Source organism: Bradyrhizobium sp. WSM2254, assembly GCF_000472645.1.
In the GTDB taxonomy this organism is placed as follows: Bacteria; Pseudomonadota; Alphaproteobacteria; order Rhizobiales; family Xanthobacteraceae; genus Bradyrhizobium; species Bradyrhizobium niftali.
Map to the genome: position 1 here is coordinate 231,634 of NZ_KI421445.1, position 24,131 is coordinate 255,764.

At 65.9% G+C, this 24,131-nt stretch carries 21 protein-coding genes; 6 read left to right on the forward strand and 15 right to left on the reverse strand.

Annotated features, from left to right (window positions below; all coding sequences use genetic code 11):
- Nucleotides 1–9 precede the first annotated feature (9 nt).
- From A3M7_RS0140015 to A3M7_RS0140025, 3 genes are all read left to right on the forward strand, one after another.
- On the forward strand, nucleotides 10–1,200 hold the full coding sequence (locus A3M7_RS0140015; protein ID WP_027548919.1) for a glycosyltransferase family 4 protein: 1,191 nt from the start codon (nucleotides 10–12) through the stop codon (nucleotides 1,198–1,200).
- Nucleotides 1,201–1,229: 29 nt separating this feature from the next.
- On the forward strand, nucleotides 1,230–2,765 hold the full coding sequence (locus A3M7_RS0140020) for a hypothetical protein (protein ID WP_027548920.1): 1,536 nt from the start codon (nucleotides 1,230–1,232) through the stop codon (nucleotides 2,763–2,765).
- A 123-nt stretch (nucleotides 2,766–2,888) separates the two neighbouring features.
- The gene (locus A3M7_RS0140025; RefSeq protein ID WP_027548921.1) at nucleotides 2,889–3,749 is read left to right on the forward strand and encodes an alpha/beta hydrolase; all 861 of its coding nucleotides are present in this window, start codon (nucleotides 2,889–2,891) and stop codon (nucleotides 3,747–3,749) included.
- A gap of 106 nt (nucleotides 3,750–3,855) precedes the next feature.
- On the opposite strand, the gene A3M7_RS0140030 is transcribed toward A3M7_RS0140025, so the two are convergent.
- The 10 genes from A3M7_RS0140030 to A3M7_RS0140075 all read right to left on the reverse strand — a co-directional run bounded on the left by A3M7_RS0140030 (nucleotide 3,856) and on the right by A3M7_RS0140075 (nucleotide 14,602).
- Nucleotides 3,856–4,206 (reverse strand): Rieske (2Fe-2S) protein, encoded by a 351-nt coding sequence (locus A3M7_RS0140030; protein ID WP_245284433.1) that lies wholly within the window; start codon nucleotides 4,204–4,206, stop codon nucleotides 3,856–3,858.
- Complete coding sequence (locus A3M7_RS0140035; RefSeq protein ID WP_027548923.1) at nucleotides 4,199–4,903, reverse strand: ABC transporter ATP-binding protein; 705 nt, start codon at nucleotides 4,901–4,903, stop codon at nucleotides 4,199–4,201. Before A3M7_RS0140035 ends, A3M7_RS0140030 begins: the two co-directional genes overlap by 8 nt.
- Nucleotides 4,896–5,678 (reverse strand): ABC transporter ATP-binding protein, encoded by a 783-nt coding sequence (locus A3M7_RS0140040; protein WP_027548924.1) that lies wholly within the window; start codon nucleotides 5,676–5,678, stop codon nucleotides 4,896–4,898. Before A3M7_RS0140040 ends, A3M7_RS0140035 begins: the two co-directional genes overlap by 8 nt.
- Nucleotides 5,678–6,724, reverse strand: a complete 1,047-nt coding sequence (locus A3M7_RS0140045; RefSeq protein WP_027548925.1) for a branched-chain amino acid ABC transporter permease — start codon at nucleotides 6,722–6,724, stop codon at nucleotides 5,678–5,680. Before A3M7_RS0140045 ends, A3M7_RS0140040 begins: the two co-directional genes overlap by 1 nt.
- A complete protein-coding gene (locus A3M7_RS0140050; RefSeq protein ID WP_027548926.1) occupies nucleotides 6,721–7,593 on the reverse strand; it encodes a branched-chain amino acid ABC transporter permease in 873 nt (290 codons plus the stop codon). Before A3M7_RS0140050 ends, A3M7_RS0140045 begins: the two co-directional genes overlap by 4 nt.
- Before the next feature lie 70 nt (nucleotides 7,594–7,663).
- Nucleotides 7,664–8,818 carry an ABC transporter substrate-binding protein gene (locus A3M7_RS0140055; protein WP_008140618.1) on the reverse strand — a complete coding sequence of 385 codons (1,155 nt, stop codon included), beginning with the start codon at nucleotides 8,816–8,818 and terminating at the stop codon, nucleotides 7,664–7,666.
- Between the two features lie 74 nt (nucleotides 8,819–8,892).
- Nucleotides 8,893–10,092 carry a 2Fe-2S iron-sulfur cluster-binding protein gene (locus A3M7_RS0140060; protein ID WP_027548927.1) on the reverse strand — a complete coding sequence of 400 codons (1,200 nt, stop codon included), beginning with the start codon at nucleotides 10,090–10,092 and terminating at the stop codon, nucleotides 8,893–8,895.
- A complete protein-coding gene (locus tag A3M7_RS0140065; protein WP_027548928.1) occupies nucleotides 10,089–10,925 on the reverse strand; it encodes a xanthine dehydrogenase family protein subunit M in 837 nt (278 codons plus the stop codon). The genes A3M7_RS0140060 and A3M7_RS0140065 overlap by 4 nt, the downstream gene beginning before the upstream one ends.
- Entirely contained in the window at nucleotides 10,922–13,312 is a 2,391-nt protein-coding gene (locus A3M7_RS0140070) for a xanthine dehydrogenase family protein molybdopterin-binding subunit (RefSeq protein ID WP_198033910.1), read from the reverse strand. The genes A3M7_RS0140065 and A3M7_RS0140070 overlap by 4 nt, the downstream gene beginning before the upstream one ends.
- 12 nt (nucleotides 13,313–13,324) lie before the next feature.
- A complete protein-coding gene (locus tag A3M7_RS0140075; protein ID WP_027548930.1) occupies nucleotides 13,325–14,602 on the reverse strand; it encodes an amidohydrolase/deacetylase family metallohydrolase in 1,278 nt (425 codons plus the stop codon).
- 158 nt (nucleotides 14,603–14,760) lie between these two features.
- Here A3M7_RS0140075 and A3M7_RS0140080 point away from each other — a divergent pair, with 158 nt between their 5' ends.
- The 3 genes from A3M7_RS0140080 to A3M7_RS0140090 all read left to right on the forward strand — a co-directional run bounded on the left by A3M7_RS0140080 (nucleotide 14,761) and on the right by A3M7_RS0140090 (nucleotide 17,910).
- Nucleotides 14,761–15,255 (forward strand): MarR family winged helix-turn-helix transcriptional regulator, encoded by a 495-nt coding sequence (locus A3M7_RS0140080; protein WP_027548931.1) that lies wholly within the window; start codon nucleotides 14,761–14,763, stop codon nucleotides 15,253–15,255.
- 288 nt (nucleotides 15,256–15,543) lie between these two features.
- The gene (locus A3M7_RS0140085) at nucleotides 15,544–16,962 is read left to right on the forward strand and encodes a cytosine permease (protein WP_063629492.1); all 1,419 of its coding nucleotides are present in this window, start codon (nucleotides 15,544–15,546) and stop codon (nucleotides 16,960–16,962) included.
- A gap of 9 nt (nucleotides 16,963–16,971) precedes the next feature.
- The gene (locus tag A3M7_RS0140090; protein ID WP_027548933.1) at nucleotides 16,972–17,910 is read left to right on the forward strand and encodes an acetamidase/formamidase family protein; all 939 of its coding nucleotides are present in this window, start codon (nucleotides 16,972–16,974) and stop codon (nucleotides 17,908–17,910) included.
- A 62-nt stretch (nucleotides 17,911–17,972) separates the two neighbouring features.
- On the opposite strand, the gene A3M7_RS0140095 is transcribed toward A3M7_RS0140090, so the two are convergent.
- From A3M7_RS0140095 to A3M7_RS0140115, 5 genes are read right to left on the reverse strand one after another with little or no spacing between them, the layout of a single operon-like run.
- Nucleotides 17,973–19,580: an ABC transporter ATP-binding protein gene (locus A3M7_RS0140095; protein ID WP_027548934.1), complete on the reverse strand. Its 1,608-nt coding sequence runs from the start codon at nucleotides 19,578–19,580 to the stop codon at nucleotides 17,973–17,975.
- Nucleotides 19,577–20,389, reverse strand: a complete 813-nt coding sequence (locus tag A3M7_RS0140100; RefSeq protein WP_027548935.1) for an ABC transporter permease — start codon at nucleotides 20,387–20,389, stop codon at nucleotides 19,577–19,579. The genes A3M7_RS0140095 and A3M7_RS0140100 overlap by 4 nt, the downstream gene beginning before the upstream one ends.
- A complete protein-coding gene (locus tag A3M7_RS0140105; RefSeq protein ID WP_027548936.1) occupies nucleotides 20,386–21,330 on the reverse strand; it encodes an ABC transporter permease in 945 nt (314 codons plus the stop codon). The genes A3M7_RS0140100 and A3M7_RS0140105 overlap by 4 nt, the downstream gene beginning before the upstream one ends.
- 9 nt (nucleotides 21,331–21,339) lie before the next feature.
- The gene (locus tag A3M7_RS0140110; RefSeq protein ID WP_049823992.1) at nucleotides 21,340–22,905 is read right to left on the reverse strand and encodes an ABC transporter substrate-binding protein; all 1,566 of its coding nucleotides are present in this window, start codon (nucleotides 22,903–22,905) and stop codon (nucleotides 21,340–21,342) included.
- On the reverse strand, nucleotides 22,905–24,065 hold the full coding sequence (locus tag A3M7_RS0140115) for a C45 family peptidase (protein ID WP_027548938.1): 1,161 nt from the start codon (nucleotides 24,063–24,065) through the stop codon (nucleotides 22,905–22,907). Before A3M7_RS0140115 ends, A3M7_RS0140110 begins: the two co-directional genes overlap by 1 nt.
- Nucleotides 24,066–24,131: the final 66 nt, after the last annotated feature.

A 24,131-nucleotide genomic window follows, 5' to 3' on the forward strand; every position in this document is an offset into this window, starting at 1 on the left:
TCGGAATCCGTGCTGCATTACCAGCCAGGCGCAGAACTGGGCGAGGCACCGAAGCTGCCGTCGACTGCAGCAGCACTCGCAAGTCGGGGCGGCGGCGGACCCAAGCTGCACGTGCTTCTGGTCCAGACCCAGGCCGAGAATGCGGGCGCCCAGGAGATCTCCAGGCTGCTCGGCGCCGGCCTGACCGCACGCGGCTATCGGGTCACCAATCTGTTCTTCTTCCGCAAGTCGGATTCCTTCGACGAGCCGCCCGATACGCTCTACTGCGCATCGAGCCGGCCGGGACATCCGCTGGCCCTGCTGCAAATGCTGCGGACGCTCGGCCGTCACATCAGGACCACCAGGCCCGATGCCGTTCTGACCTTTCAGCATTTCGGCAACGTCATCGGCGCCGGCGTGTCTCGCCTCGTCTGCCGCGCACCCGTCATCGCCAATCAGGTGTCGTCCGCGCTGTCGATGAGCTGGCCGGTCCGCACGGCCGACATCGTCATGGGCAGCCTCGGCTTCTTCGATCGCATCACGCTGAACTCGCTGGACATGCAGCGCGAATATTCGCGCTACCCCGCGGCCTACCGGTCGCGCATGGTGCATGTGCCACACGGCTTCGACGACAAGGCGCTCACTCTGCCGAGGCAAGCTGCGCGAGAGAAGTTCAAACTGCCGACCGACCGCATCCTGCTCGGCTGCGCCGCGAGGCTGCACCCGCACAAGCGGCTCGATGCGGCGATACGCCTCCTGCCGGATCAGCCGTCCTGGCATCTCGCATTGGCCGGCCAGGGAACCGACGAGGTCCGGCTAAGGCAGTTGGCGGACGATTTGAACGTATCGGACAGATTGCATCTGCTCGGGGAAATCGCCCCGCGTCAGATGGCCGATTTTCTGGCCTGCCTGGACGTGTTCGTATTTCCGACACAGGCCGAGACCTTCGGCCTCGCCGCGGTCGAAGCTGCAAACGCCGGCGTTCCCTCCGTCGTCACCGATCTACCCGTCCTGCGCGAGGTGCTGTCCTTCGAAGGAAAGCCGACAGCCCTGTTCGTCGATGCCTCCGATTATGCGAAGCTGTCGGCCGCCGTCTCGAGACTCCTGACCGACCAAACCCTGCGCGACGAACTGCGGCAAAACGCCAAAGGCCTGAAGTTGCGGTACTCGGTAGACGCCATGGTGGAGGAATACGTTCGAATTCTCGGCCAGGTCACGTGACCTGATCCGCTGGAATGGAATAGCTCGACATGATCATCGAGTTTCGCTGTGAACGAGAGCATGCGCGGCGGTGGATGCGCCGCGAGACGTTGTCGATCGACGGGCGGGACGTTCCGGTCCAAATCGCCTGGACGACGACGGCGGAGTCACGTCCCGCAGGTCTCGACGCGCTGTTCGCGCTCGAACGCGTGGTGTTGCACAAGGGCAAACCCAGCGGCGCCGACAGGCTGAAGATCATTCCGGAGCGGACGCAGGCTCGCACTGGCACGGCCAACGTGATCGTCGATTTTACAAGCGGCGCGCGGGATCGGGACTGTTCGGCTCCGCTGTATCTGCGCCCGCTCTTCAACGGAGCGGCAGGGGAAAACGCCGCGCTCGCCGCCATTCTCGGCGGCGAGCTGCCGGTGATCGACATCGTCAACGAGATCGACGGCGCCGTGCTCGATCGCGGTCACCCGTCGGGAGAAATTGCCGCCGGCCTGAGCGGTGCGCTCGAAACGGTCATGGCGCGAACCCTGACCATGGTGGCTGCAATCCTGTCGGGACGGCCACGCATCCTGCCGCAACTGGCGCGCCCCGCCGGCGATGCAAGTCGCCGCGGACCGCTTGGCTACGTCGCGCGCGGCCTCGCCGCCTCGATCGCCAAGGAGATCTATCGCCTCTGCTGCTACGCCCCGCATTGGCATATCGGATGGCGCTTCAACGACGGCGCAGGCGTCTGGCAGACGGGAGATCTCTCCGGGCCTCGCTGGAACGTCCTGGGAGATCCGGGAAACCACTTCTACGCCGATCCCTTTCCCGTCACCTGGCGTGGACGAACGTTCGTCTTTTTTGAAGATCTCGATCACCGGGTCGGCAAGGGAATCATTTCGGCGATCGAGTTCAGTGACACCGGGCCAGTCGGCGACGTCGTGCCCGTGCTGGAAGAGCCCTGGCACCTGTCCTATCCGTTCCTGATCGAGGACGATGGCGAGCTGTGGATGATCCCGGAGAGCTCGATCAACGGGGACGTCGCCCTCTACAAATGCGTTCGGTTTCCGGATCAATGGGAGCGGCACGCGACGCTGCTGTCGGGCCTCGAGCTCGCCGACGTGACGATCACGCGGCACAACGGCCTGAACTATCTGTTTGGCGCCTGGCGCGACGGAACCGGCGGCTATTCGGATTCGCTTGCGATCTTCCACGCCGACCGCCTGCTCGGCCCCTGGCTGCCTCATGCCAGCAACCCGGTCCTGATCGATCGCGCGAGTACGCGACCGGCTGGGAATTTCGTCACCATCAACGACAGGCTGTGGCGACCGGTGCAGAATTGTTCCGACGGATACGGCGCGGCGCTTGGCCTCGCGGAAGTCGTCGAACTGTCGCCGACGACGTTCAAGCAGATCGTCCGCCACTCGCTCAAGCCCGGACCGACATGGCCCGGCCGAAAGCTGCACACCCTGAACCGCTGCGGCCGGCTCGAGGTGATCGATGGATCGCGTGTTCAACCGAAGACGAGTGCCTTTGCGCGTCAATTTCCATCGGCGGTTTTGCCGCCGCGGACCCGTCCATCCACGGCCTGCTGAAACAAGTTCCGCGAACGGCGCATCCCTCGTCTGAGCGCAAGCGATGTGCAATTCAAGCGGGATTCGTGGCAGACAGGAGCGAGCGACGCCGGTCATTGCCACGACCGGCCGCTCGGAGACTCCATGGTCAACAACACAAGCTCGACACATCGGCCGTTCGACCCCCGCAGCAAATGGGCCGAACTGTCCCAGGCGGAACGCAGCGCCGCCTATGACAACAATGCGGCGGTCAAGAACAGCCCTGCCCTGATCGCCGAGCGCAACGAAGCCTCCAGCCGGCTGCGCGGTACGCTGAAGTCCCATCTCGATTTGCCTTACGGCGAGCGGGCGAACAACAAGATCGATCTCTACCCCGCCGCAAAGCCCGATGCGCCCTGCCTGATGTTCGTGCACGGCGGCTATTGGCAGCGCAATTCCCGCGAGCTGTTCGCCATGCTCGTCGAAGGCGTTGCCGCACATGGCTGGTCGGTTGCGATTCCCGGCTATTCGCTGGCGCCCGAGGTGTCCCTCACTGACATCGTCGCTGAAATCCCGCGTGCGCTCGACTGGCTCGCCGCGCATGGCGAATCCTATGGCGTCGGCGGACCGGTCGTCCTGTCGGGCTGGTCCGCTGGCGCCCATCTCGTGGCGATGGCGCTGGACCATCCGCGCGTCCATGCCGGGCTTGCGATATCAGGTGTCTACGACCTGGCGCCGATCCGCGATACCGGCCTCAACAACGCGCTGAAACTGACGGACGACGAAATCGCCACGCTCTCGCCGCTTCGCCTGCCCGTGACGCCAAAGCGGCTCGACATCGCCTATGGCAGCAACGAGTTGCCGGCGCTGGTGATGGATTCAATCAACCTTCATGAGAAGCGTGCGGCCGCGCAGGCGCCCGGCAAGCTCATTCCGGTCGCAGGCGCCGACCATTTCACCATCCTCGAAGCGCTGCGTCGGCCGGACGGCAGTCTGGTCGACGCCGCCCGCCGATTGCTGGACTAAAAACGCGAAAACAACCCCATTCACAGTAGAACGCCGTTGTTTCCAAAGGCAAAATCTACGACGCGGACCGTTTTGACACGCCGGGCAAGACAGGGGCATGGTCGCATCATCGCCCCGATCGCCGCTCAGGCGCTTCAACCCAGACTTGCTCTCCCGTGACCTTGACCGGATAGAGCTGCAACGGTGGGCTCGGCCATCCCGAAGTAATCGTCCCGTCGCGCAAATCGAACGACGCCGCATGGCGCGGGCAATACAGCCGGCCCGCTGCCACCTGCCCCAAGCCGAGATCCGCCTGTTCGTGCGGACAGGCGCGTTCGCACGCGATGACATCGCCCTCGTTCCAGATCACCAGCAGGTCGCGCCCGGCGACGCGAACGATGGTCTCTGCCTTCAGCCGGCTGACGTCACAGACCGGAATCCACGCCGGCTCGTCCGGACGGACCGCCGGATCATCCACCGAGATAGGCCTTCCGCACATGCTCGTTCTCGATCAGCTCAGAGCCGGCCCCGGACAGCACGATGCGGCCGTTCTCGAGCAGATAGGCGTGGTCGCACATCTCCAGCGCAGCGAACGCGTTCTGCTCGACCAGCAGCACCGTGGTGCCGGCATCGCGGATGCCGCGGATGATCGCAAAGGTGCGCTCGACGATGTTGGGGGCAAGGCCGAGCGAGGGCTCGTCGAACATGATCAGCCGCGGCCGCGACATCAGCGCACGCCCGATCGCGAGCATCTGCTGCTCGCCACCGGACAGCGTGCCCGCTGCCTGCCGGCGTCGTTCGGCGAGCCGCGGAAATTCCGTATAGATGCGATCGCGATCGGCCGCGATCTCGCCTGAACCACGACGGAGGTAAGCCCCCATGTCGAGATTTTCCTCGACGCTCATGTGCGGAAACACGCGCCGCCCTTCCGGACAATGCGCGATCCCGCTCGCCAGCACGCGCGGGGGCCGCGCCCCGGTGATGTCGATGCCCTCGAACCGCATTTGGCCTGCGCGCGGCGGCACGAGGCCGGAAATCGCGCGCAGCGTCGTGCTTTTGCCGGCGCCGTTGGCCCCGATCAGCGCCACCAATTGCCCGGCCTTCACGTCAAGCGAGATGCCGCGCAGCGCGGTGACGCCGCCATAGCCGCACACCATGTCGCGAATCTCAAGCACGTGCCGCTCCATGCCCGAGATAGGCCTCGATCACGGCGGGATCGTTGCGGATCACGTCCGGTGTCCCCTCGGCGATGATGCGGCCGTAGTTGAGCACCACGATGCGATCCGAAACGGTCATCACCATCGGCATGTCGTGCTCGACCAGCAGGATCGTGATGCCGCGGTCGCGGATGCTGCGGATGAGCTCGACAAACCGGTGCGTCTCCGAGGCATTCATGCCCGAGACGGGTTCGTCGAGCAGCAGCATCGATGGCTCCGCCGCGAGCGCCAGCGCGACGCCGACCAGGCGCTGCTCGCCGTAGGAGAGCGAGCCGGCCGCATCGTGGGCACGGCGTTCGAGACCGACCCATTCGATCAGCTCGCTCGCCCGTTGTCGCAGCTTGCGCTCCGAGGCGCGCGCCCCCGGCAGGCCGAGGATGGCGTCAAGCAGCCGGACCCGGCCCTGGCGGTGCAGCCCGATCAGGAGATTGTCGTAGACGGTATCGTTGGGAAACACGCTGGTGCGCTGGAAGGTGCGGATCAGGCCGAGGTCCGCGATCTGATGCGGCTTCAATCCGTTGAGCGCGGTGTCACGATAGGTGACACGCCCTGCACTCGGCTCCAGAAAGCCGGTCATGACGTTGAAGGCGGTGGTCTTGCCGGCGCCGTTCGGCCCGATCAGGCTGACGATCTCGCCTTCGCCCACGGTGAAGCTCATGTCGGAGATCGCGACGAGCCCGCCGAAGCGGACTGCGACCTGCTCGATCGTCATGGCAACGCTGCGCGCCGTCATCACGCCCGCTCCTTGACGGCTGTCTCGGTGAGGGCCACCGGCGCCAGCGCCGTCGTGCCGCTCCGACTCCTACGAAATCGCTGCGCGAGCGAGGGCACGATACCGCGCGGCAGCACGAACAGGATGGCGATCAGCACGCCGCCATAGGCGATCCACTGCGCCTCCGGCGCCATGACCGGACGCAGCGCGACCGGCAGCAGCCCGAAGATCAGGCCACCGACGACGGGACCGGCCAGCGAGCCCTTGCCGCCGCTGATGACCATGATGACCATGGTGACGGTGTTGATGAAGGCAAACACCTCGGGGTCGATGATCCGGATGTAGTGGGCATAGAGGCTGCCGGCCGCGCCCGCGATCGCGGCCGAGATCACCGCCGCCAGCGTCAGCGTCTTCGTCACGTCGATGCCGACGGAGACGGCGAGCGTCTCATTCTCCATCAATCCGCGCATGGCGCGGCCGAAATGGGAACGAACGAGGCGCGCGATCAGGAGATAGGCGATGAGAGCCACGACCAGCACGAGATAGTAGTTCTGCAGCTTGGTGCGCAGCGTCAGTTCGCCAAGGCCGGGCAACGGCAGCCCGATGGAGGGAATGTTGGTCAGCGCCAGCGGACCTTGCGTCAGCTCGACCCAGTTCAGCGCGACCAGCCGCACGACCTCGGCGAAGGAGATCGTGACGATGACAAAATAAGCGCCGCGGACGCGGAATGACAGCAACCCGACGAAATAGCCGCACAATCCGGCGATGATGATCGCGAGCACGAATCCCACGATGGGCGGCCAGGGCGCGTGAACCAGACGCAAGCCTCCGGGCAGGCCGACGTCGAAGCCGAGCGATGTCAGCGCACTGACATAGGCACCGATGCCGAAGAAGGCGATGTGGCCGAGGCTGAGCTGGCCGGTGAAGCCGAGCAGCAGATTGAGGCTCATCGCGCCGATGACGAAGATTCCGGTCGTGATCAGCGCGTTCAGCAAATAGGGATCGCGCAGCCAGAGCGGCACCGAGGCAAGGGCTGCGACGGCGAGAATGGTGAGGGCTATTCTCATCCGACGCGCTCCGCGCGCGCGAACAGGCCGGTCGGCTTGAAGATGAGAACCGCGATGATGATCACGAAGCCCATCGCATCGCGATAGCCGGACGAAACGTAGCCCGCGCCAAGCTCCTCGGCCAAAGCCAGGATGAAGCCGCCGATCACCGCGCCCGTGATGTTGCCGAGACCGCCGAGGATGACGATGGCGAACGCCTTGACGGCGGCAAGATCGCCCATTTGCGGGAAGATCACGTAGACCGGCCCGAGCAGAGCGCCCGCGGCGGCGGCAAGGCTGGAGCCGATCGCGAAGGTCGAGGTGTAGATCATATCGACATTGACGCCCATCAGCGAGGCCGTGTCGTGGTCCTGGAATGTTGCCCGCATCGCGCGGCCGAGGCTCGTCCTGTTGATCAGCAGGTACGTCACCAGGATCAGCAGTGCCGCGGCGGCAAGCACGAACAGCCGCAGCCAGGACACGGATACGGGTCCGAGCACCAGCGGCGCCTCGGGAAACGGCGTCGCCACCGATTTGGCGACGCCGCCCCAGATCCACAGGGAGCCCGACTGCATCGCGATCCACGCGCCGATCATGACCAGCATCGTGGTGTCGATGTCGGAGCCGCGGAGCGGCCGCAGCAAAGTCAGCTCGATAGCCGCCCCCAATAGCCACCCGGCCAGCACGGCGACGGGCAACGCCAGGAAGAAGTTCAGCCCGACCTGCTGCACCACGATGAACATGATGTAGGCGCCGAACGTGTAGAGCACGCCATGCGTGAAGTTCACCACGTTCATGATGCCGAAGATCAACGTCAGCCCGATCCCGAGCAGCGCATAGGTGCCGCCGAGCACGAGCATGTTGACCAGATGCTGGAGAAACTCGCTCAAGGCTGTTCCCGTTTGATTCAGATGTCGGCGAGGGTCGCGATGTACCGCCCTCGCCCAGGGCTGGTCGACGTCAGAGCGTCTTCATCTCGACCTTGCCGTCGTTGATCTCGATGAGATAGACGTTCGGCTGGCTCTGCCCGCTCTCCTTGCCCTCGGGGCCGGACTTGCGGAACACGATGTCGCCGTTGAGCCCCTTGATGTTGATGTCCCAGAACGCCGCCTTGATCGCAGCCGGCTCGGCCTTGCCGGCCTTCTCGATCGCGGCCGCCGCGGTGCGGATGCCGTCATAGCCGCGGAAGCTTTCGGTGCAGCCGGCGAATTCGAAACCGCGCTTCTTCCATTCCGTGATGAAGTAGTTGGTCGCCTCAGGGTTCGGCGTCTTGTCCGGGAACCACGGCAGGAAGGTCGTCAGATGCATGGTGCCGTTGGCGGCGGCACCCGCCTGGGCGATGATCTGGTCCGGATTCTGCGAGCCGCCGGTGGTGATGATGCGCTTCTTCAGGCCGAGCGCAGCGGCCTGTTTGAAGATCAGCGTCAGCTGGTCGACGGCGGTCGTGACGATGACGGTCTCGGAATCAGAGCTCTTGATCTTGGAGAGCTGGGCGCTCATGTCCTGCGCGCCCTGGTCCATGGTCTCGACGAGGCCGATGGTGATGCCCTTGTCCTTCATCATCTTGCTGAAGTCCTCGGCGGTGCCGCGGCCCCAGTCGTTGTTGATGACGAGGAAGTCGACCTTCTTCAGGGCGAGCTTGTCCACGATACCCTTGAACGCCGCGGCCTCGACCGCCGAGGGCGGCGAGATGCGGAAGATGAAGGGATTGCCCGTCGTCGTGATCTTGCCCGAGGACGAGGTCTCCACCACCATCGGCGTCTCGTATTCCATCAGCTTCGGCATCACCGCGAGCGTCAGGCTCGAGCCCCAGGCCCCCATCAGGACCGGCACCTTGTCGCTGGTGATGAGCTTTTCGGCAACGGCGGCCGCTTCGGTCGGGTTGCTCTTGTTGTCCTCGATCACGAGCTCGATCTTCTTGCCCAGGATGCCGCCCTTGGCGTTGATCTCGTCGGCCGCGATCTTGGCGCCATTGACGACGTAGGTGCCGGACGCCGCGAACGCGCCGGTGAGCGGTTCGTTGACACCGATCTTGATGGTCTGCGCCCCTGCCGTGCCGCCGACCAGGGCCGTCGCCAGCGCGATTGTCCCAACCAGTCCGAGTGCTCGTGTCATGTTGTCTCTCCAAATCCCACGCTGTTGATGTCTAGCAGTCCAGGCTTCGTCACTCTGCGGCGCGCGCGCGCCGGTCATTCCGCTCCACCTTTTCCGGTGAAGACGCGGCCAAGGATGCGCGCGAGCCGGGCGCGCAAAACGTCTGATGCAAGCGACCAGAAGCTGAGCTCCGCCGGGGCCGCCTGCGCCGACGACGCGCCCGACACGTGGCGGTCGAGATTTGCCGCGAACTCCGCAACCAGGCGCCTGGCGAGATCCCGCACCAGGCCCGCCCGGCCGATCTGCGCCAGCATGCCCGTGAGCGTGTAGCCGATCGACAGTTCGACGGCGGTCGCGGTGCCGCCCTCGAGCGGGACCAGGCGATAACGGATCTCGCCCTGTGTCGCCGAATGACTGCGCTGGTCGGTGCCGATGCCATTGATGCGGCCGGAGAGCGTCGCGGGATCGCGTTCGACGCGCGCGGCCCCCTCGAAGCTTGCTGCGATCGGCCCGAGCCGGACGCGGATCACGCCTTCGACGCGCTCGGGCCTTGGCGGCGCCGTCAGCGACACGCCGGGAAGGCAGGCTGCGATGCCGGCGATATCGTCGAACATCGCAAACACCTTTGCCGGCGGGTGTGGCAGCGTGAAGCGCTGATCGAGAATGGTCGCCGGAGTGAAGTCGGGAATGGTGCCTGCCGCGGCGCGGTCTGATGCCGCGGCCAACGCCTGCCGCGCAGGCTGAGGCTCGCTTCGATCTGACGTGGCTCGCCCCGATCCGGCGGGGCCGAGACTGGTCCGGCCGCCATCGGCCTGCGGCGCGATGTTGCGCGCGCGCCTCGCCTCGATCACGGACTGCACGGCCCGCACGATGCCGACATAGCCGGTGCAGCGGCAGAGATTGCCGCTGAGGCCGACGCGAATGCCCCGCTCGTCGGCGTCAGGCAGACGCAACACCAGGTCTCGCGCCGAAACCAGCATGCCGGGCGTGCAATAGCCGCATTGAAGCGCATGCTCACGGGTGAAGGCGGCGCGCAGCTCGGTCGTGACCTCGTCCTCGTCGAGGCCTTCGATCGTGGTGACGTCGGCGCCCTCGCAGGCCACCGCATAGGTGATGCAGGAGCGCGCCGGCACGCCGTCGAGCAGCACGGTGCAGGCGCCGCAGACGCCGTGCTCGCAGCCGAGATGCGTGCCGGTCAGGTCGAGCTTGTCGCGCACGAAATCGGCAAGGCTGGTGCGCGGCTCGGCCGACACCTCCACCGCGCGGCGATTGACATGAAGCGCGATCGTATTCATGCGGCGGCCTCCAGGACTGCGCGCTTCAACACGCTGACATGGATATGGCGCTGCGCGACATCGTCGATGCCGGCCTTCATCAGGAGAGTATCGGCGACCCTGATGTCGAAACGCTGCTTGTAGTCGGCCGCAATCCGGCCGCCGAACAGCTCCGCCGCATCCGTCACGACGATCGGCGCCGTATCGATCGCACCGATCACGACGCGCGCCGAGGCGGCGGCGGGATCGACAAGGACCGCGCCGATGGCATGGGCGAACTCGCCGGTCTTGCGGCAGCTCTTGGCATAGCCCCAATGCGCCGAGACAGCGCGGGCCGGCACATGGATCGCCTCGACGATTTCGCCGGCGTGCAGCGCCGATTCCAGCGCACCGACGACGAAGGCCTCGATCGCCATCGAGCGCGCACCGGCAAGACTGCGCAGCGTGACGCGCGCACCCAAGGCCGCGAGCGCGGAAACCCAGTCCGCGGCGGGATCGGCATGGCTGAGCGAGCCGCCGATCGTGCCGCGGTTGCGCACTGCGCGATAAGCGATGTTGGCCGCGACGGCGCGCATGGCGCCGCGGGTCACGTCGGACGTGCGCCCGTCCTCGATGTCGGCATGCGTCACCAGGGCCCCGAGCACCAGCTCGCCGCCGGAAAGCCCGGCCTGCTTGAGCTCGGCAAGGCCGGAGATGTCGACGATCAGCTCCGGCTGCACCAGCCGCAGATTGAGCATAGGCCCGAGCGACTGGCCGCCGGCGATGATCTTCGCAGATCCATTGCTTGCCGCCAGCATCGACAGCGCCGAATTAAGATCGCGCGGGCGCTCGTAGCTGAACGGAGCCGGTTTCATGCCGCGCTCCGTTCGGCCGCGCGCGCGGCCAGCACGGCCGCAACGACACGATGGGGTGTGATCGGCGACTGCATCAGCTCGACACCGAGCGGGTGCAGCGCGTCGTTGACGGCGTTGGCGATCGCGGCGGGCGGCGCAATCGCCCCGCCCTCGCCGATGCCCTTCACGCCGAACTGCGTATAGGGCGACGGCGTCTCCATGTGATCGAGGCGCGCCGCCGGGACCTCGGTCGCGCCGGGCAGCAGATAGTCGGCCAGCGTCGTCGCCAGCGGCTGGCCGGAGGTATCGAACGGCATTTCCTCGTAGAGCGCGGTGCCGATGCCCTGGGCGAGGCCGCCATAGATCTGGCCGTCAACGACCATCGGGTTGACCAGCACCCCGCCGTCCTCGACGATCACGTAATCGAGGATCTCGACCTCGCCCAGATCAGGGTCGACCGCGACGACGGCAGCATGCGCGGCGTAGCTGAACGTCCCGCTGTCGCGCACCGGCTTGTAGCCCTGCGTCACTTCCAGCCCGCCGGGATCGACATCGACAGGCAGATCCTGCGGGCGGCGATACCAGGTGTGAGCAATCGCCTTCAGGCTGACGCTGCCATTGACGCCGCGCACCTCGCCATTCTGCAGGACGACCGAAGCCGGGTCATGCTGCAGCAGTTTGGCACCGATGCGCCTTGCACGCTCGCCGAGCTCGCGGCAGGCGGTGGCCACCGCACCGCCGGCCATGACCATCGAGCGCGAGCCCCAGGTGCCCGTCGAATAGGGTGTCATCGCGGTATCGCCGAGGATGATGCGGATTTTTGCGACGTCTATTCCCAGCATTTCATGCGCGACCTGGGCGAGCGTCGTCTCCATGCCCTGCCCGTGCGAATGCACGCCGACGCGCAGCTCGAGGCCGCCGTCGGGCGTCAGCCGCGCCGATGCCTGCTCATGGCCCGGCACCATCGGGATGCCCCAGCCGGAATAGACCGAGGTGCCGTGCGCCGCCTGCTCGCAATAGATGGAAACGCCGACGCCGATACGGCGGCCACCGGTCTCGCCCTGGCTTTGCTTTGCGCGAATGGCCTCAACATCGATCGCGGCGAGCGCGCGCCGCATCGCCTCCGGATAATCGCCGCTGTCAAAATGCTTCCTGGTGATGTTGTCGAACGGCATCTGTTCCGGCTGTACCAGATTGCGCAGCCGCACCTCGCCGGGCTCGAGCCCGGCTTCGGCCGCCACGAGGTCGAGCATCAACTCCAGCGCAAAGCAGACGCCGGTGCGCGCGACGCCGCGATACGGCAGGATCGGACATTTGTTGGTGGCGACCGAAAAGGTGCGGCAGCGATAGGCCGGCATCTTGTAGGGACCGGGCAAAATGCTTGCGACCTGCGCGGCTTCGAGACAGGCGGAGAACGGGTAGGACGAGTACGCGCCGGAATCCACGGTCGCCTCGCAATCGATGCCGCGCAACGTCCCGTCGCTGTTAGCATAGACCGTGATTTTGTAGTGGTGCTCGCGGCAATTGGAGCTGGCGACGAGATGCTCGCGGCGGTCCTCGGTCCAGCGCACGGGATGGCCGCAGCGCATCGTCAGCCAGGACAGGCAGACCTCTTCAGGCAGCAGAATGCCCTTGTGGCCGAAGCCGCCGCCGACATCGGGCGAGATGACGCGGATCCGGCTCTCCTCCATGCCGAGGCATTCGGCAAGACCGCTGCGCGTGATATGCGGCATCTGGGCCGCCGAATGCAGTGTGAGCTGATCGAGTCTGGAATCGAAGGTCGCAACCACGCCGCGGCCTTCGAGCGGCGACATGCATTGCCGCGCGGTCGAAATCTCGCGCGTCACCTTGATCGGCGCGTCGAGCGCGGCTGATATGTCGACCTCGTAATTGGTCTCCAGGAAGACGTTGTCGCCCCAATGCTCGTGCACCAGCGCGGAAGCCGCCTCGCGCGCCTTCAGCATGTCGGTGATCGCGGGCAGCTCCTCCAGATCCAGCGTCACGGAGGCCGCGATGTCCTCCGCCTCGGCCCGCGTCGGCGCGAGACACATGGCGACGAGCTCGCCAACCTGGCGCACCTTGCCGGCGGCGAGCACCGGCTGCTCCGAGATCTTGAAACCCGGAAGTCCTGAAACGGCGCGGATCGGTTTGACGCCGACAAGGTCCGCCTCTGTGAAGACGCTGCCACGATGACGCTCGGGCACGTGGATGCCGCGGATGCGTGCATGCGCCAGCGGGCTGCGCACGAAGGCGACGTCCTGAAGACCCGCAAGCCTGATGTCGGCGACGAACTGGCCGCGGCCGCGCATCAGGCGGTCGTCCTCCTTCCGCGGCAGCCGCGCACCCACGCCCTGCCCGGATCTGCCTGAAGGAAACTCTCGCTCGTTGCGCACGCCGGCGTTCTCCATCACCGCGCGGCCTTACGCCGCGACGGCCTGCGGCAGGATCGGCGCGACCGCGTCGAAGCGCGCGCCGGCGCGCAGGCAGAAGGCCGGCTGAAGCAGGCGCTCGGCGATCACCTCGTTCTTCTCGTTGTCCTTCAGCACAAACCGGCCGCTCTGCTCCGTGAGCACGGAGACGTCGGCATCCATGCCGGCCTTGAGCGCGCCGATCTCCGCGCTGCGGCCGAGCATTTTTGCCGGATTGGCGGTGACCATCGGCACCACCTGCTCGAGCGACAGGCCGAGCGCCATCATCGAGCTCATCGCCTGGACCAGGCTGAACTTGGCCTGCCCTGCGAAGGGATGGTTCTCCTCGTCCTCGTGCTGGTCGGGCGTTCCGGCCGGCGCGGGCACATGGGTGTTGTAGCCGTGAATGTCGGCGCCGAGCGTGGTCGGAATGATGCCGGCGGCGATCGCCTTCTTCGCGAGCCGATAAGAGAAATGGCTGCCGTGGCCGACATCGACCTTCAGGCCGCGATCGAGCGCCGCCTGGATCACCGGATGCACCTCGCCCTCGCGGTTGACGAAGCCGCCGGGATGGCGCGTGAACGGATGGGCGAGAACGTCGCCCTCGCGCAAGAGCGGGATCACGCGCGTGAGGATCGTATCGGCATCCTCGCCATTGGCGCCGCTCTCGGGCAGGCCCCAGAGCTGACCGAAATGCACATACACCGGCAGATCGGCGCGCTTGCCGATCTCCGCCGCCATCTCGATGACGCGGATGCCCCAGCGCGCAAAGCCGCCGATCTCGGCGTGAGCCTTGATGCCGCGCACGATGTCGAGATTGGCCGTCGCCGCCTTGACGGTCGCATCGATGTCGACGCCGTCGGGGCTGTAGAGCTGCGGATAATAATGTCCCTCGAGTCCGCCGACGAGATAGGCGGACAGGAAGGCATAGACGCGCGTATGGGACGGCTCGGCGATGAAATGACGAAAGCCCGGCAGCGTCATGCAGGACGGACCGCCCTGGTCGATCACCGTCGTCACGCCCGACTGCACGCCGACCATGTCGGGGTTCATGCCGAAGCGGCCGGAGACATATTGATAGACATGGGCATGGGTGTCGATCAGCCCCGGCAGCACGAGCTTGCCGCCGACATCGACGACCTCCTTCGCACTCGTCGGCAAGATGTCCGGCGCGACCGCCGCGATCTTGCCGTTGCGGATGGCGACATCCCGGATGCCGTCCACGCCCGAGGCCGGACAGATCACGCGACCGCCGCGCAGCAGAAGGTCGAAGCTGGCAGTGATGGACATGGCGCTCTCCTCACCTCACGGCGGCGATTGCTTCGCCCCGGAAATACGAAGTATGCTTCGCATTTTGACAAAAGCAAGCTTCGTGCCATGATCTGACGGTGGCGGGCGCACTCGAATCGAGCTAAGCGCGGCGGGGTTCCAGCTTGGGAGAGCGTGCATTGCGGCAAGGGAAGACGCGTCGCAGCGGGGGCAAGCACCGCCCCTGGCCATTGTCGCAACGTCCCGGCTATCTGATCCGGCGGCTGCACCAGATTCATGTCGCGCTGTTTCAGGAAGCCTGCGGCGCGTTCGAGGTCACGCCGCTGCAATACAGCCTGCTCTCGGCGCTGGCGGTGCGCGAAACCGCCGATCAGACCACTTTGGCGGCCGATATCGCCCTCGATCGAACGACGACGACCGGCGCGTTGAAGCGGCTCGCCGCACGAGGTCTGGTCGAGCGCGCCATCAACAAGGACGATCGCCGCGCGCGATTGTGCCGCCTGACGCCTGCCGGCGCCGCCCTGCTGGTCAAGATCGAGGGCGCGGCGCGACGGGCGCACCGTGCGACGCTCGGCGATTTGAGCGAGCGGGAACAGGCGCTCTTCATCGAAATGATGCAGCGCATCGTGGCCGGCAATCCCAGCCGCGACAGCGCCGCTGCCCTATTCGACTAGAAGCGGCTGCTGCACTTTTGAGTTGGGCTGCCCAATTTATCATCGTACCGCTGCTCGCGCGCGCAAGACCCTGAGGCTCCGCGCCGGTCGCCGGGTTGCAAACAGGTGGCTCGACATGAGCCGATACAAGCCTGCGCGCGACGTCGATCGCATTTGAAATCTCAACAGCAATCCGGCGCAAACCATATCGCATCCGGCATCGGCGCACGCCCTGCTCCGGCGGCTGTGCGACCAATGGCACGATTTATGCTGCGACGATACGCAGCGTGCTTCGCATTGGGGGATGTCATGACGGATTCCGAACTTCGCGCTGATATTCACAGCATCGAGCCAATTCCCGATGCGGACCGGGACTCGACCGGGCCGCAGCAGATGTGGATCTGGGCCGGCGCCAACATCGCGCCGGTCAACTGGGCGCTCGGCGCGCTCGGCATCATCCTGAAGCTCGGACTGATGGAGACGATCGCGGTCATCGTGCTCGGGAACATCGTCGGTTGCGCGATCTTCGCGACCTTCACGGCGATGGGGCACAAGACCGGCGTCAACCAGATGGTGCTGAGCCGGTCCGCGTTCGGTGTCCGCGGCGCCTACCTGCCCAGCATCCTGATGTTCGTGATGACGCTGGGCTGGATCGGCGTGAACACCTACTTCCCGGTGAAGGTTTCAATCGGCATTCTCGGCCAGTTCGGCGTTCCCGACACGTGGCTGATCGAGATCGTCATCATCACGCTGGTGATGGCGGCGCAGGTCCTGATCGGCGTGTACGGGTTCTACGCGATCCGCACCTTCGAGAAATACACGGTGCCGCCCACCATCGCCATCATGGTGCTGATGAGCGTGCTGGCCTGGACGCGCCCCGGTGTCGTCAACTGGAGCCTGACGACCTCGCTGCCGCCGGGCGCGCATCTGGCGATGCTGACCCTGCTCATGACCGCGATCGGCGTCGGCTGGGGCATTTCCTGGGTCACCTGGGCCTCCGACTATTCGCGCTTCGTACCGCGAAGCGTGCCATCGAAATCCGTGTTCTGGTACAGCTATGTCGGCATGTTCGTGCCGACGGTCTGGCTCGGCATTCTCGGCGCGACTATCGCCTCGACGACGCTGGACACCGATCCCGCAAAGATGGTCAGCGCGGTGTTCGGCGGGCCGGTCAGCATCCTCGTTCTGCTGATGGTGCTGCATGGCCCGATCGCGACCAACATCCTCAACGTCTACTCGGCGACACTGGCGGCGCTGAGCGCGGGGCTGAAGTTCTCGCGCTTCTGGCTCACCGTCATCGTCGGCGTCGCCGGCTATCTGGTGACGCTGTACTTCATCTTCGCGCCGTCCTTTGCGAAGGCGTTCGACAACTGGATGATCAGCCTGTTGTTGTGGATGAGCCCGTGGGCCGGCGTGGTGCTTGCGGATTTCTTCCTCAAGCGCAAGGGCAAGATCGACGTCGCCGAGCTCTACCGCTCGCCGGAGACCAGCGCCTATGGCGACATCAACTGGGCCGGCATGATCGCGTTCTTCGCCGGTCTCGTCGCCGGATGGCTGGTGGAGGACGGCCTTGTCGGCGCGCTCCAGGGGCCGGTCTCGATCAACCTCCTGGGCGGGGCCGATCTGAGTTGGCTGTTCGGGATCGGGGTCTCGGGGCTGGTCTATCTTGCGCTGGGCAAGCATGTCACGTCGCCCTCCTCGATCGTTGCGAGCAGCGCGGGAAGGTAGCGTCAGACCATGGACTTCGTCCTGCGATCCACCCCCGGAAACGTCCAGTGGGGACTCTGGGACGGACGTCTGAAGCCGGTGCTCCGGATCGCATCCGGAGACCGCGTCACCATCGAGACCCTCTCGGGCGAGCCGGACGATCTGCCCGATCCCTCGCTCGGCTTCGATAGCGTGCCCGGACATGCGGAGGTGCTGGCAAGCGCGTTCCGCGGTCCGGGCCCGCACCTTCTCACCGGACCTGTCCACATCGAGGGCGCCGAGCCCGGCGACGTGCTCGAAGTGCGCGTGCTGAGCATCGAGCTGCGCTGCAATTGGGGCTGGAATCTCCAGGTCCCGACGCTCGGAACGCTGCCTGAGGATTTTCCCGAGTTCCGCCGCATCCACATTCCCTTGGACCGCGCGCGCAACGTCGCAAAACTCCCCTGGGGGCAGGAGTTGCCGCTCGCTCCCTTCTTCGGCAATTTCGGCGTCGCGCCGCCGCCGTCATGGGGCCGGCTGTCCTCGAAGGAGCCGCGGGCTTTCGGCGGCAACATGGACAACAAGGAGCTCGGTGCCGGCAGCACGCTCTATTTTCCGGTCTTCGTGCCGGGCGCGCTGTTCTCCGCCGGCGACGGCCACGCGCTGCAGGGCGATGGCGAAGTCTGCCTGACTGCGATCGAGGCGGCGCTCACCGGCACCTTCGAATTCCACGTCCGCCGCGATCTTCGCCTCACCTCGCCCCGTGCCGAGACGGCGTCCGACTGGATCACCATGGGGTTTGACGAGGATCTCGACGACGCGGCCAAGGCCGCGCTGCGCGACATGATCGCGCTGATCCGCGAGCACAGCGGCCTCAGCGCCCAGGATGCCTATACGCTCTGCTCGATCGCCGCAGACCTGCGCGTCACGCAGCTGGTCGACGGCAACAAGGGCATTCACTGCGTGCTGGCGAAATCCCGCATGCCGTGACCGATGCCGCCGGGTTCAAGACCCTGATTGATCGGCAAAACGCTTCATACGCAAGATCCTGTTCAGCCCGAGGCGCGTGCTGTTGCCGCCCCCGCAAAGTCCAGCACGGGCGCGGCCGCGAGCAGTGCCTTGGTGTAGTCATGCTGCGGACGATCGAAGATCTCGTCACGCGATCCCTGCTCGACGATCCGCCCGCCCTGCATCACCACCACCCGGTCGGCGACCTGCTCGACGGCAGCGAGATCGTGGCTGATGAACAGGCAGGCGAAGCCGTATTGCGCCTGAAGCCGCTCGAACAGCTTCAGCACCTGGGCCTGGATGGTCATGTCGAGTGCCGAGACCGGCTCGTCCGCCACGACGAAGGCCGGCTCGCGCACAATGGCACGCGCAATCGCGATCCGCTGGCGCTGACCGCCGGACAATTCATGCGGCCAGCGCTTGCCGAGGCCCACAAGCCCGACCTCCTCCAGCATCGCTTCCATGCGCTTGTCGCGCTCGCTCGCCGTCAATTGCGGCACGTGGCGCAGCGGTTCGGCGACGATCTCGCCGACGCGCATCCGTGGATCGAGCGAGGAATAAGGATCCTGGAACACCAGTTGCGAGGCGAGGCGGAAGTCACGGTCGACACTTGACGTGACGTCCCTGCCCCGGAACCTGATCTCTCCGCCCGAGGTCGGAATGAGACGCAGCATGGCGCGGCCGAGCGTGGTCTTGCCCGAGCCGCTGCCGCCGACCACCGCAACCGTTTCGCCGGCGGCGATGTCGAGATCGACGCCGTTGACGGCCGGGACGCCGGCATCGCGCCGGAACAATCGCTGCCGCCCGGCGAAGCCGACCTTGAGGCCCCGCACGCTGACGAGGGGTTCGCCGACCTGCCGCGCCTTGGTCGTGGTGCCGCGGCGCGGCAAGGCCTCGACCAGCCGTTTGGTATAGGCTTCGCGCGGCGAGGACAGGATTTGCCGCGTCGTTCCGGTCTCGACCATCCTGCCCTGGCGCAACACCAGTGCGCGCTGCGCATAACGCGACACGAGGCCAAGATTGTGGGTGATCAGCAGCACCGACGTGCCGTGATCGCGGGCGAGCCCGACCATGAGGTCGAGCACCTCGCGCTGGGTCAGGGTATCAAGCGCCGTGGTCGGCTCGTCCGCGATCAGCAGCTTCGGTTTCAGCAGCATCACCGAGGCGAGCATGATGCGCTGGCGCATGCCGCCGGAGAATTCGTGCGGATAGGCGTCAAAGGTCCGCTCGGGATCGCGGATCTGAACCCGCGCGAGCATATCGAGGCAGCGGCGCCGGATCTCGCGCTTGCCAAGCCGCTCATGCAGGCCAAGCCCCTCCGCCATCTGCGCGCCGACGCTGATGGCGGGGTTGAGTGAGACCATCGGCTCCTGGAACACCATGCCAACGGTCGGCCCGCGCAGCGCCCGCATCTGTCGCGCCGAGACGCGGGCGAGGTCGATGCCGTCGAGCACGATCCGGCCGCCGGCCTGGCGAAGACCTGATGGCAGCAGGCCGAGCACGGCGCGCGCGGCCGCCGTCTTGCCACTACCGGATTCGCCGACGACGGCGAGGAACTCGCCGCGCTCGACCGCGAAGGAGACGCCCTCCACGATCACGGCCTTGCTGGCCGACACTTCGATACCGAGATCCTCGACCGACAGCAGCGTCATCCGTGCGCCATCCTGGGGTCGAGGCGATCGCGCAAGGAATCGCCAAGCAGGTTGATGCCGAGCAGCGTCAGCGCGATGCAGAGGCCCGGCGCGATCGAGAGCCAGGCCGCCGTCTCCATGAACGGACGGCTCGCCGCCAACATGTTGCCCCAGGTCGGCGCCGGCGGCGGCACGCCGAGGCCGAGGAAGCTCAGCGCGCTCTCGGCCAGCAGCACCCAGCCGAACATGCTGGTTGCGAGCACCGCAACCGGCGCAATCGCATTCGGCATCACATGGCGGATCATCGAATAGACCTCGGAATTGCCGATGACGCGCGACGCCTCGACATACTCCTTCTCGCGGATCGACAGCACCGTGCCGCGCACCACGCGGACGACCGACGGGATATAGGCAAGACCCAACGCCAGGATGAGCCCGACCTTGTTGGCGCCGACCACGATCATCACGGCCAGCGCCAGCAGGATGCCGGGGAAGGCGAGCAGCGCGTCATTCACCGCCATGATGATGCGGTCGGCCCAGCCGCGAATGTAGCCGGCCGTGCAGCCGATCACCATGCCGGCCGCAATCGCCAGCATCACCGTGACCAGCGCAATCACGACGCTGGCGCCCGCGCCGACCATGATGCGGCTCAGCACGTCGCGGCCGAATTCATCGGTGCCGAGCCAGTGAACAGGCGACGGCGCCTGAAGCCGCGCGCGCAGATTGATGCGCAGCGGGTCGAACGGCGTCCAGAAGGCTCCGGTGACGGCCGCGCCGAGCAGGAGCGCCATCAACGCGCCGCCGATTGCGGTGTTGGCGCGCATCCTCATGCCACCGTCACCCTGGGATCGAACAGCGGGTAGCAAAGATCGACGATCAAATTGACCACGACGTAGATCACGGCAGTGAAGAGCAGACAGCCCTGCACCACCGGATAGTCACGTGCAAAGATCGAATCGACCAGGAGCCGGCCGAGGCCGGGCAGCGTGAACACGGTCTCGATCACGGCGATGCCGCCGAGGAGATGGCCGAGCACGAGGCCGATCAGCGTCCAGGTCGGCGCGAACGCGTTGGGCAGGACGTGCCGGGCAAGCACGCGCCATTCCGGTACGCCCTTGGCGCGGGCATGCGTGACATATTCGAGCCTGAGCACCTCGATGGAGGCGGCACGTGCCATGCGCGTGAGCACACCGATCTCGACCATGGTGAGCGTCGCGATCGGCAGCACGATGAAGGTCGCCGCCTGCCAGAAATTCTCCGCAAACGGCACATAACCGATCACCGGCAGCCAATTCAGCTTGAGGCCGAACAGGAGCAGCAACAGCAGGCCGAGCCAGAAGCTCGGGATCGACAGCAGCAGCGTGGCCCCGCCGACGACGGAGAGATCGAGCAGGCTGTTCTGCTTCCAGGCCGCAACGAGACCGGCCGGGACGGCGATACAGGCGGCCGCAGCAACCGCCACCAGCACGATGACCGCGCTGACCTGGAAGCGGTCGAGGATCAGCGGCAGCACCGCGAGATTGTTGGTGATGGAGTGCCCGAAATCGCCGGCCGCAAGCTTGGCGATCCAGTGCATGAACTGGACTGGAATCGGCTGGTCGAGCCCGAGCTGCATGCGGAGCTGCGCCGCCTGCGTGGGATCGGCGGCATCGCCGAGCATCACCTGCACGGGATCGCCGGGGATGAGGCGGACCAGCGCAAACACGGCGATCGCGACCAGCAGCAGCGTCGGGATCGTCATCGCCAGCCGTCTTGCGAGGTAACTCAACATGGCGCCGCCCTACTCGACCGTGACACCCCAGAACCGCGGCTGCGGATAAAGCCAGCCGGCATAGCCCTTGATGCCCTTGCGCAGCGCCGTTAGCTCGGCGCCGTTGAACAGCACGATCATCGGGACGTCAGCGATGAAGCGCTTGTGCATGTCGTCGAACAGCGCCTGCCGCTTCGCGGCATCGTCGATCATCATCGACTGGCGCAGCATGTCCTGCGCCTCCGGATTGTCCCAGACCTTGCGCGGTTGCGTCGCCTTCGGCCCGGTCAGCATCTCGAAGCTCAACGAGGGATCGAGCCGCGCCGAATAGGTAAAGGCCATCGACTGGTAGTCGCCGCGGTTGTAGCGGTCGAGCTGCGCCGCCCAGTCCATCACCTCGAGCTCGATATTGATCCCGACTGTCTGCGCCATCGCCTGCACCAGCACGGAGGAATCGAACACGAAGCTGTAGCGCTTGTTGGTGATCATCTTGATCGGCTGGCCGCGGTAGCCGGCCTCCAGCAGCAGCTTCTTGGCTTCCGCGATATTCTGCGCATAACCGTGCGACTGCGTCTCACCATAGAACGGGCTGCCGAGCGGCAGCGCGGAATTGTTCGGACGCGCGGTGCCCATCATCACGGCATCGACGATCTGCGCGGTGTCGATGGAGAGCGCGATGGCGCGGCGGATCCGCACGTCCTTCAGCAGCGGGTCTTTGGTCTGGAACAGGATGCCGGTGAGGCCGAGCGCGGGCGTGATGCTGAGCTGCACCTCGGGACGAGACTTGAGCTCCTCGAGATCGGGGATCGACAGGCTCATGATGACGTCGAGCGAGCCGCTGAGCAGCCCCGCCTTCGCGGCAGAGCTGTCCGGGATCACGTTGAAACGCACGCGATCGACCTTGGCGTCCTTGGCACCGGTGTAGCCGTTACGCGGCTCGCTGCGCGAGACGTAGCCGTCGAAGCGGACGACATCGACATATTGTCCGCGCTTCCACTCGGCGAGCTTGAACGGGCCGGTGCCAACAGGGGCGATCCACTTGCCGTCCGCGCCGACAGAGTCGCGGTGAATGATCGCGGTCTGGCCGCAATCGGGCCGCGCCACAGTGGGGAGGAACAAGGCGCTCGGCTGATCGAGCGTGATGGCGACAGTTTGCGGGTCCGGCGCCTCGATCTTCTCGATCCGCGCGATTCCGGTGGCGCTGAACTCGGACAGGCAGCGCCATTGCGTCGCCGGATCAAGCCAGCGCTTCAGCGACCAGATCACGTCATCCGCGGTCATGGTCGCGCCGTTGTGGAACTTGACGCCCTGGCGCAGGCGGAACGTGTAGGTCTTGCCTTCGTTCGACACGGACCAGCTCTCGGCGAGCATCGGGCCGATCGAAGTGTCGTCACGGAAAGCGACCAGTCCTTCCACCACATGCGCGATCACGCCGTCGGTGTTGGCGTCGCGATTGGTACCGGGATCGGTCGACCGGATATCGGCGTTGAGCCGCGTCCGCAGCAAGGTTTCAGCGCCGGCCTTCCCCAGCATGGCCAGCAGGGCCAAGGCGGCGAGACCAACCGCCCACGCCGGCGATGGCCGACGCCGTCGCATCACGCCGCCCCCGCCGCAGCCGACCGCTCGAAGGCGGCGCGCCCGATCTCGTCGATCTCGAGCCGGTAGCTGGTGAACTCGCGATTGAGCGCCGGCAGCGGCGCCACCTGCATCAGCCCGCTCGCCGGCTCCATCAGGATCATCGCGACGGTGGCGCTGAGATTGTTGCTGAGATTGCGGCGCGGCGGGCGGCAGACGGACCACGGATAGGCAAACTCGTCGAACAGGGCGCTCTTGACCGTGTCGAAAGTGATGCTGCCGATGTGAGGCTGGAGCAGATCGCGAACGCGGATGTCGCGGTAGAGACTGTCAGGCGTATCCTGGATACCGGCGTCCTTGAGCTTGCCAAGCGCAACCGGGCTCACGAAGTGATTGGCGTGCACCAGCAGGCCGTTCTGCGGATGCACCTGAAAGGTCTCATCCGGCGCACATTCGAAATCGATCGCCACGCCCTCGCGATGGCTGACGATCATGTTGTTGGCCGCGGATTTCTTCGTGCAGTAGACCGCACGCATGGCGAGCGCGAGATGCTCCTGCTCCAGAACCTTGCGGCGGATCAGCGCCAGCGGCACGCCGACCTCGCGATAGTCACGGTCACTCTGGAGATAGTTCGCGGTGATCGCGATGCCGACGGCATTGAAGCCGCAGCGGCCGAGCGCGCCGGCCTCGGTGAAGGTCATCAGATCCGGCCCGTCGTCGCGGCGCACCTTCAGCACCACCGCCGTCTCCGCGCATTCGCGCTTCCAGTCCCAGTTCTGGGCATGGATCAGGCGACCATTGGCGGTCGCCGCCGGCAGCGCAACGACGCCGGTGCAGCCGTCGGGCTCGTCGGGCGTCTTCAGCCGCGCGCGGATGGCCGGGTTGGCGAGCTTGATGATCTCGGTGCGGGCGTTGAGCAGGACGACGTCCTCGAACGGAACGTCGGCGCCTTCGGCGATGCCGCGCATCTCCTCGATATAGCTCGGCTCGAACGCCTCGATGACGGGCAGATAGTCGCGCACCAGCGCGGCCACGCCCTTCGCATCGAGCGAAAGCTCCTTCAACTGCGCGAAGTAATGGGTCGTCCCCTTCTTGATGCGGCCCGCCGCCTTCTGCCCGTACTGACGCCCACGCTCGCGCGGAGGACCCGAGATTTCGATGAGGGGAAAGGGCTCGACCATGGGACGCCAAATTCCTTCTTGAAGTTCCTTTTGCTTTCCGGCGAAGCCTAATGTATTTTGTAATTA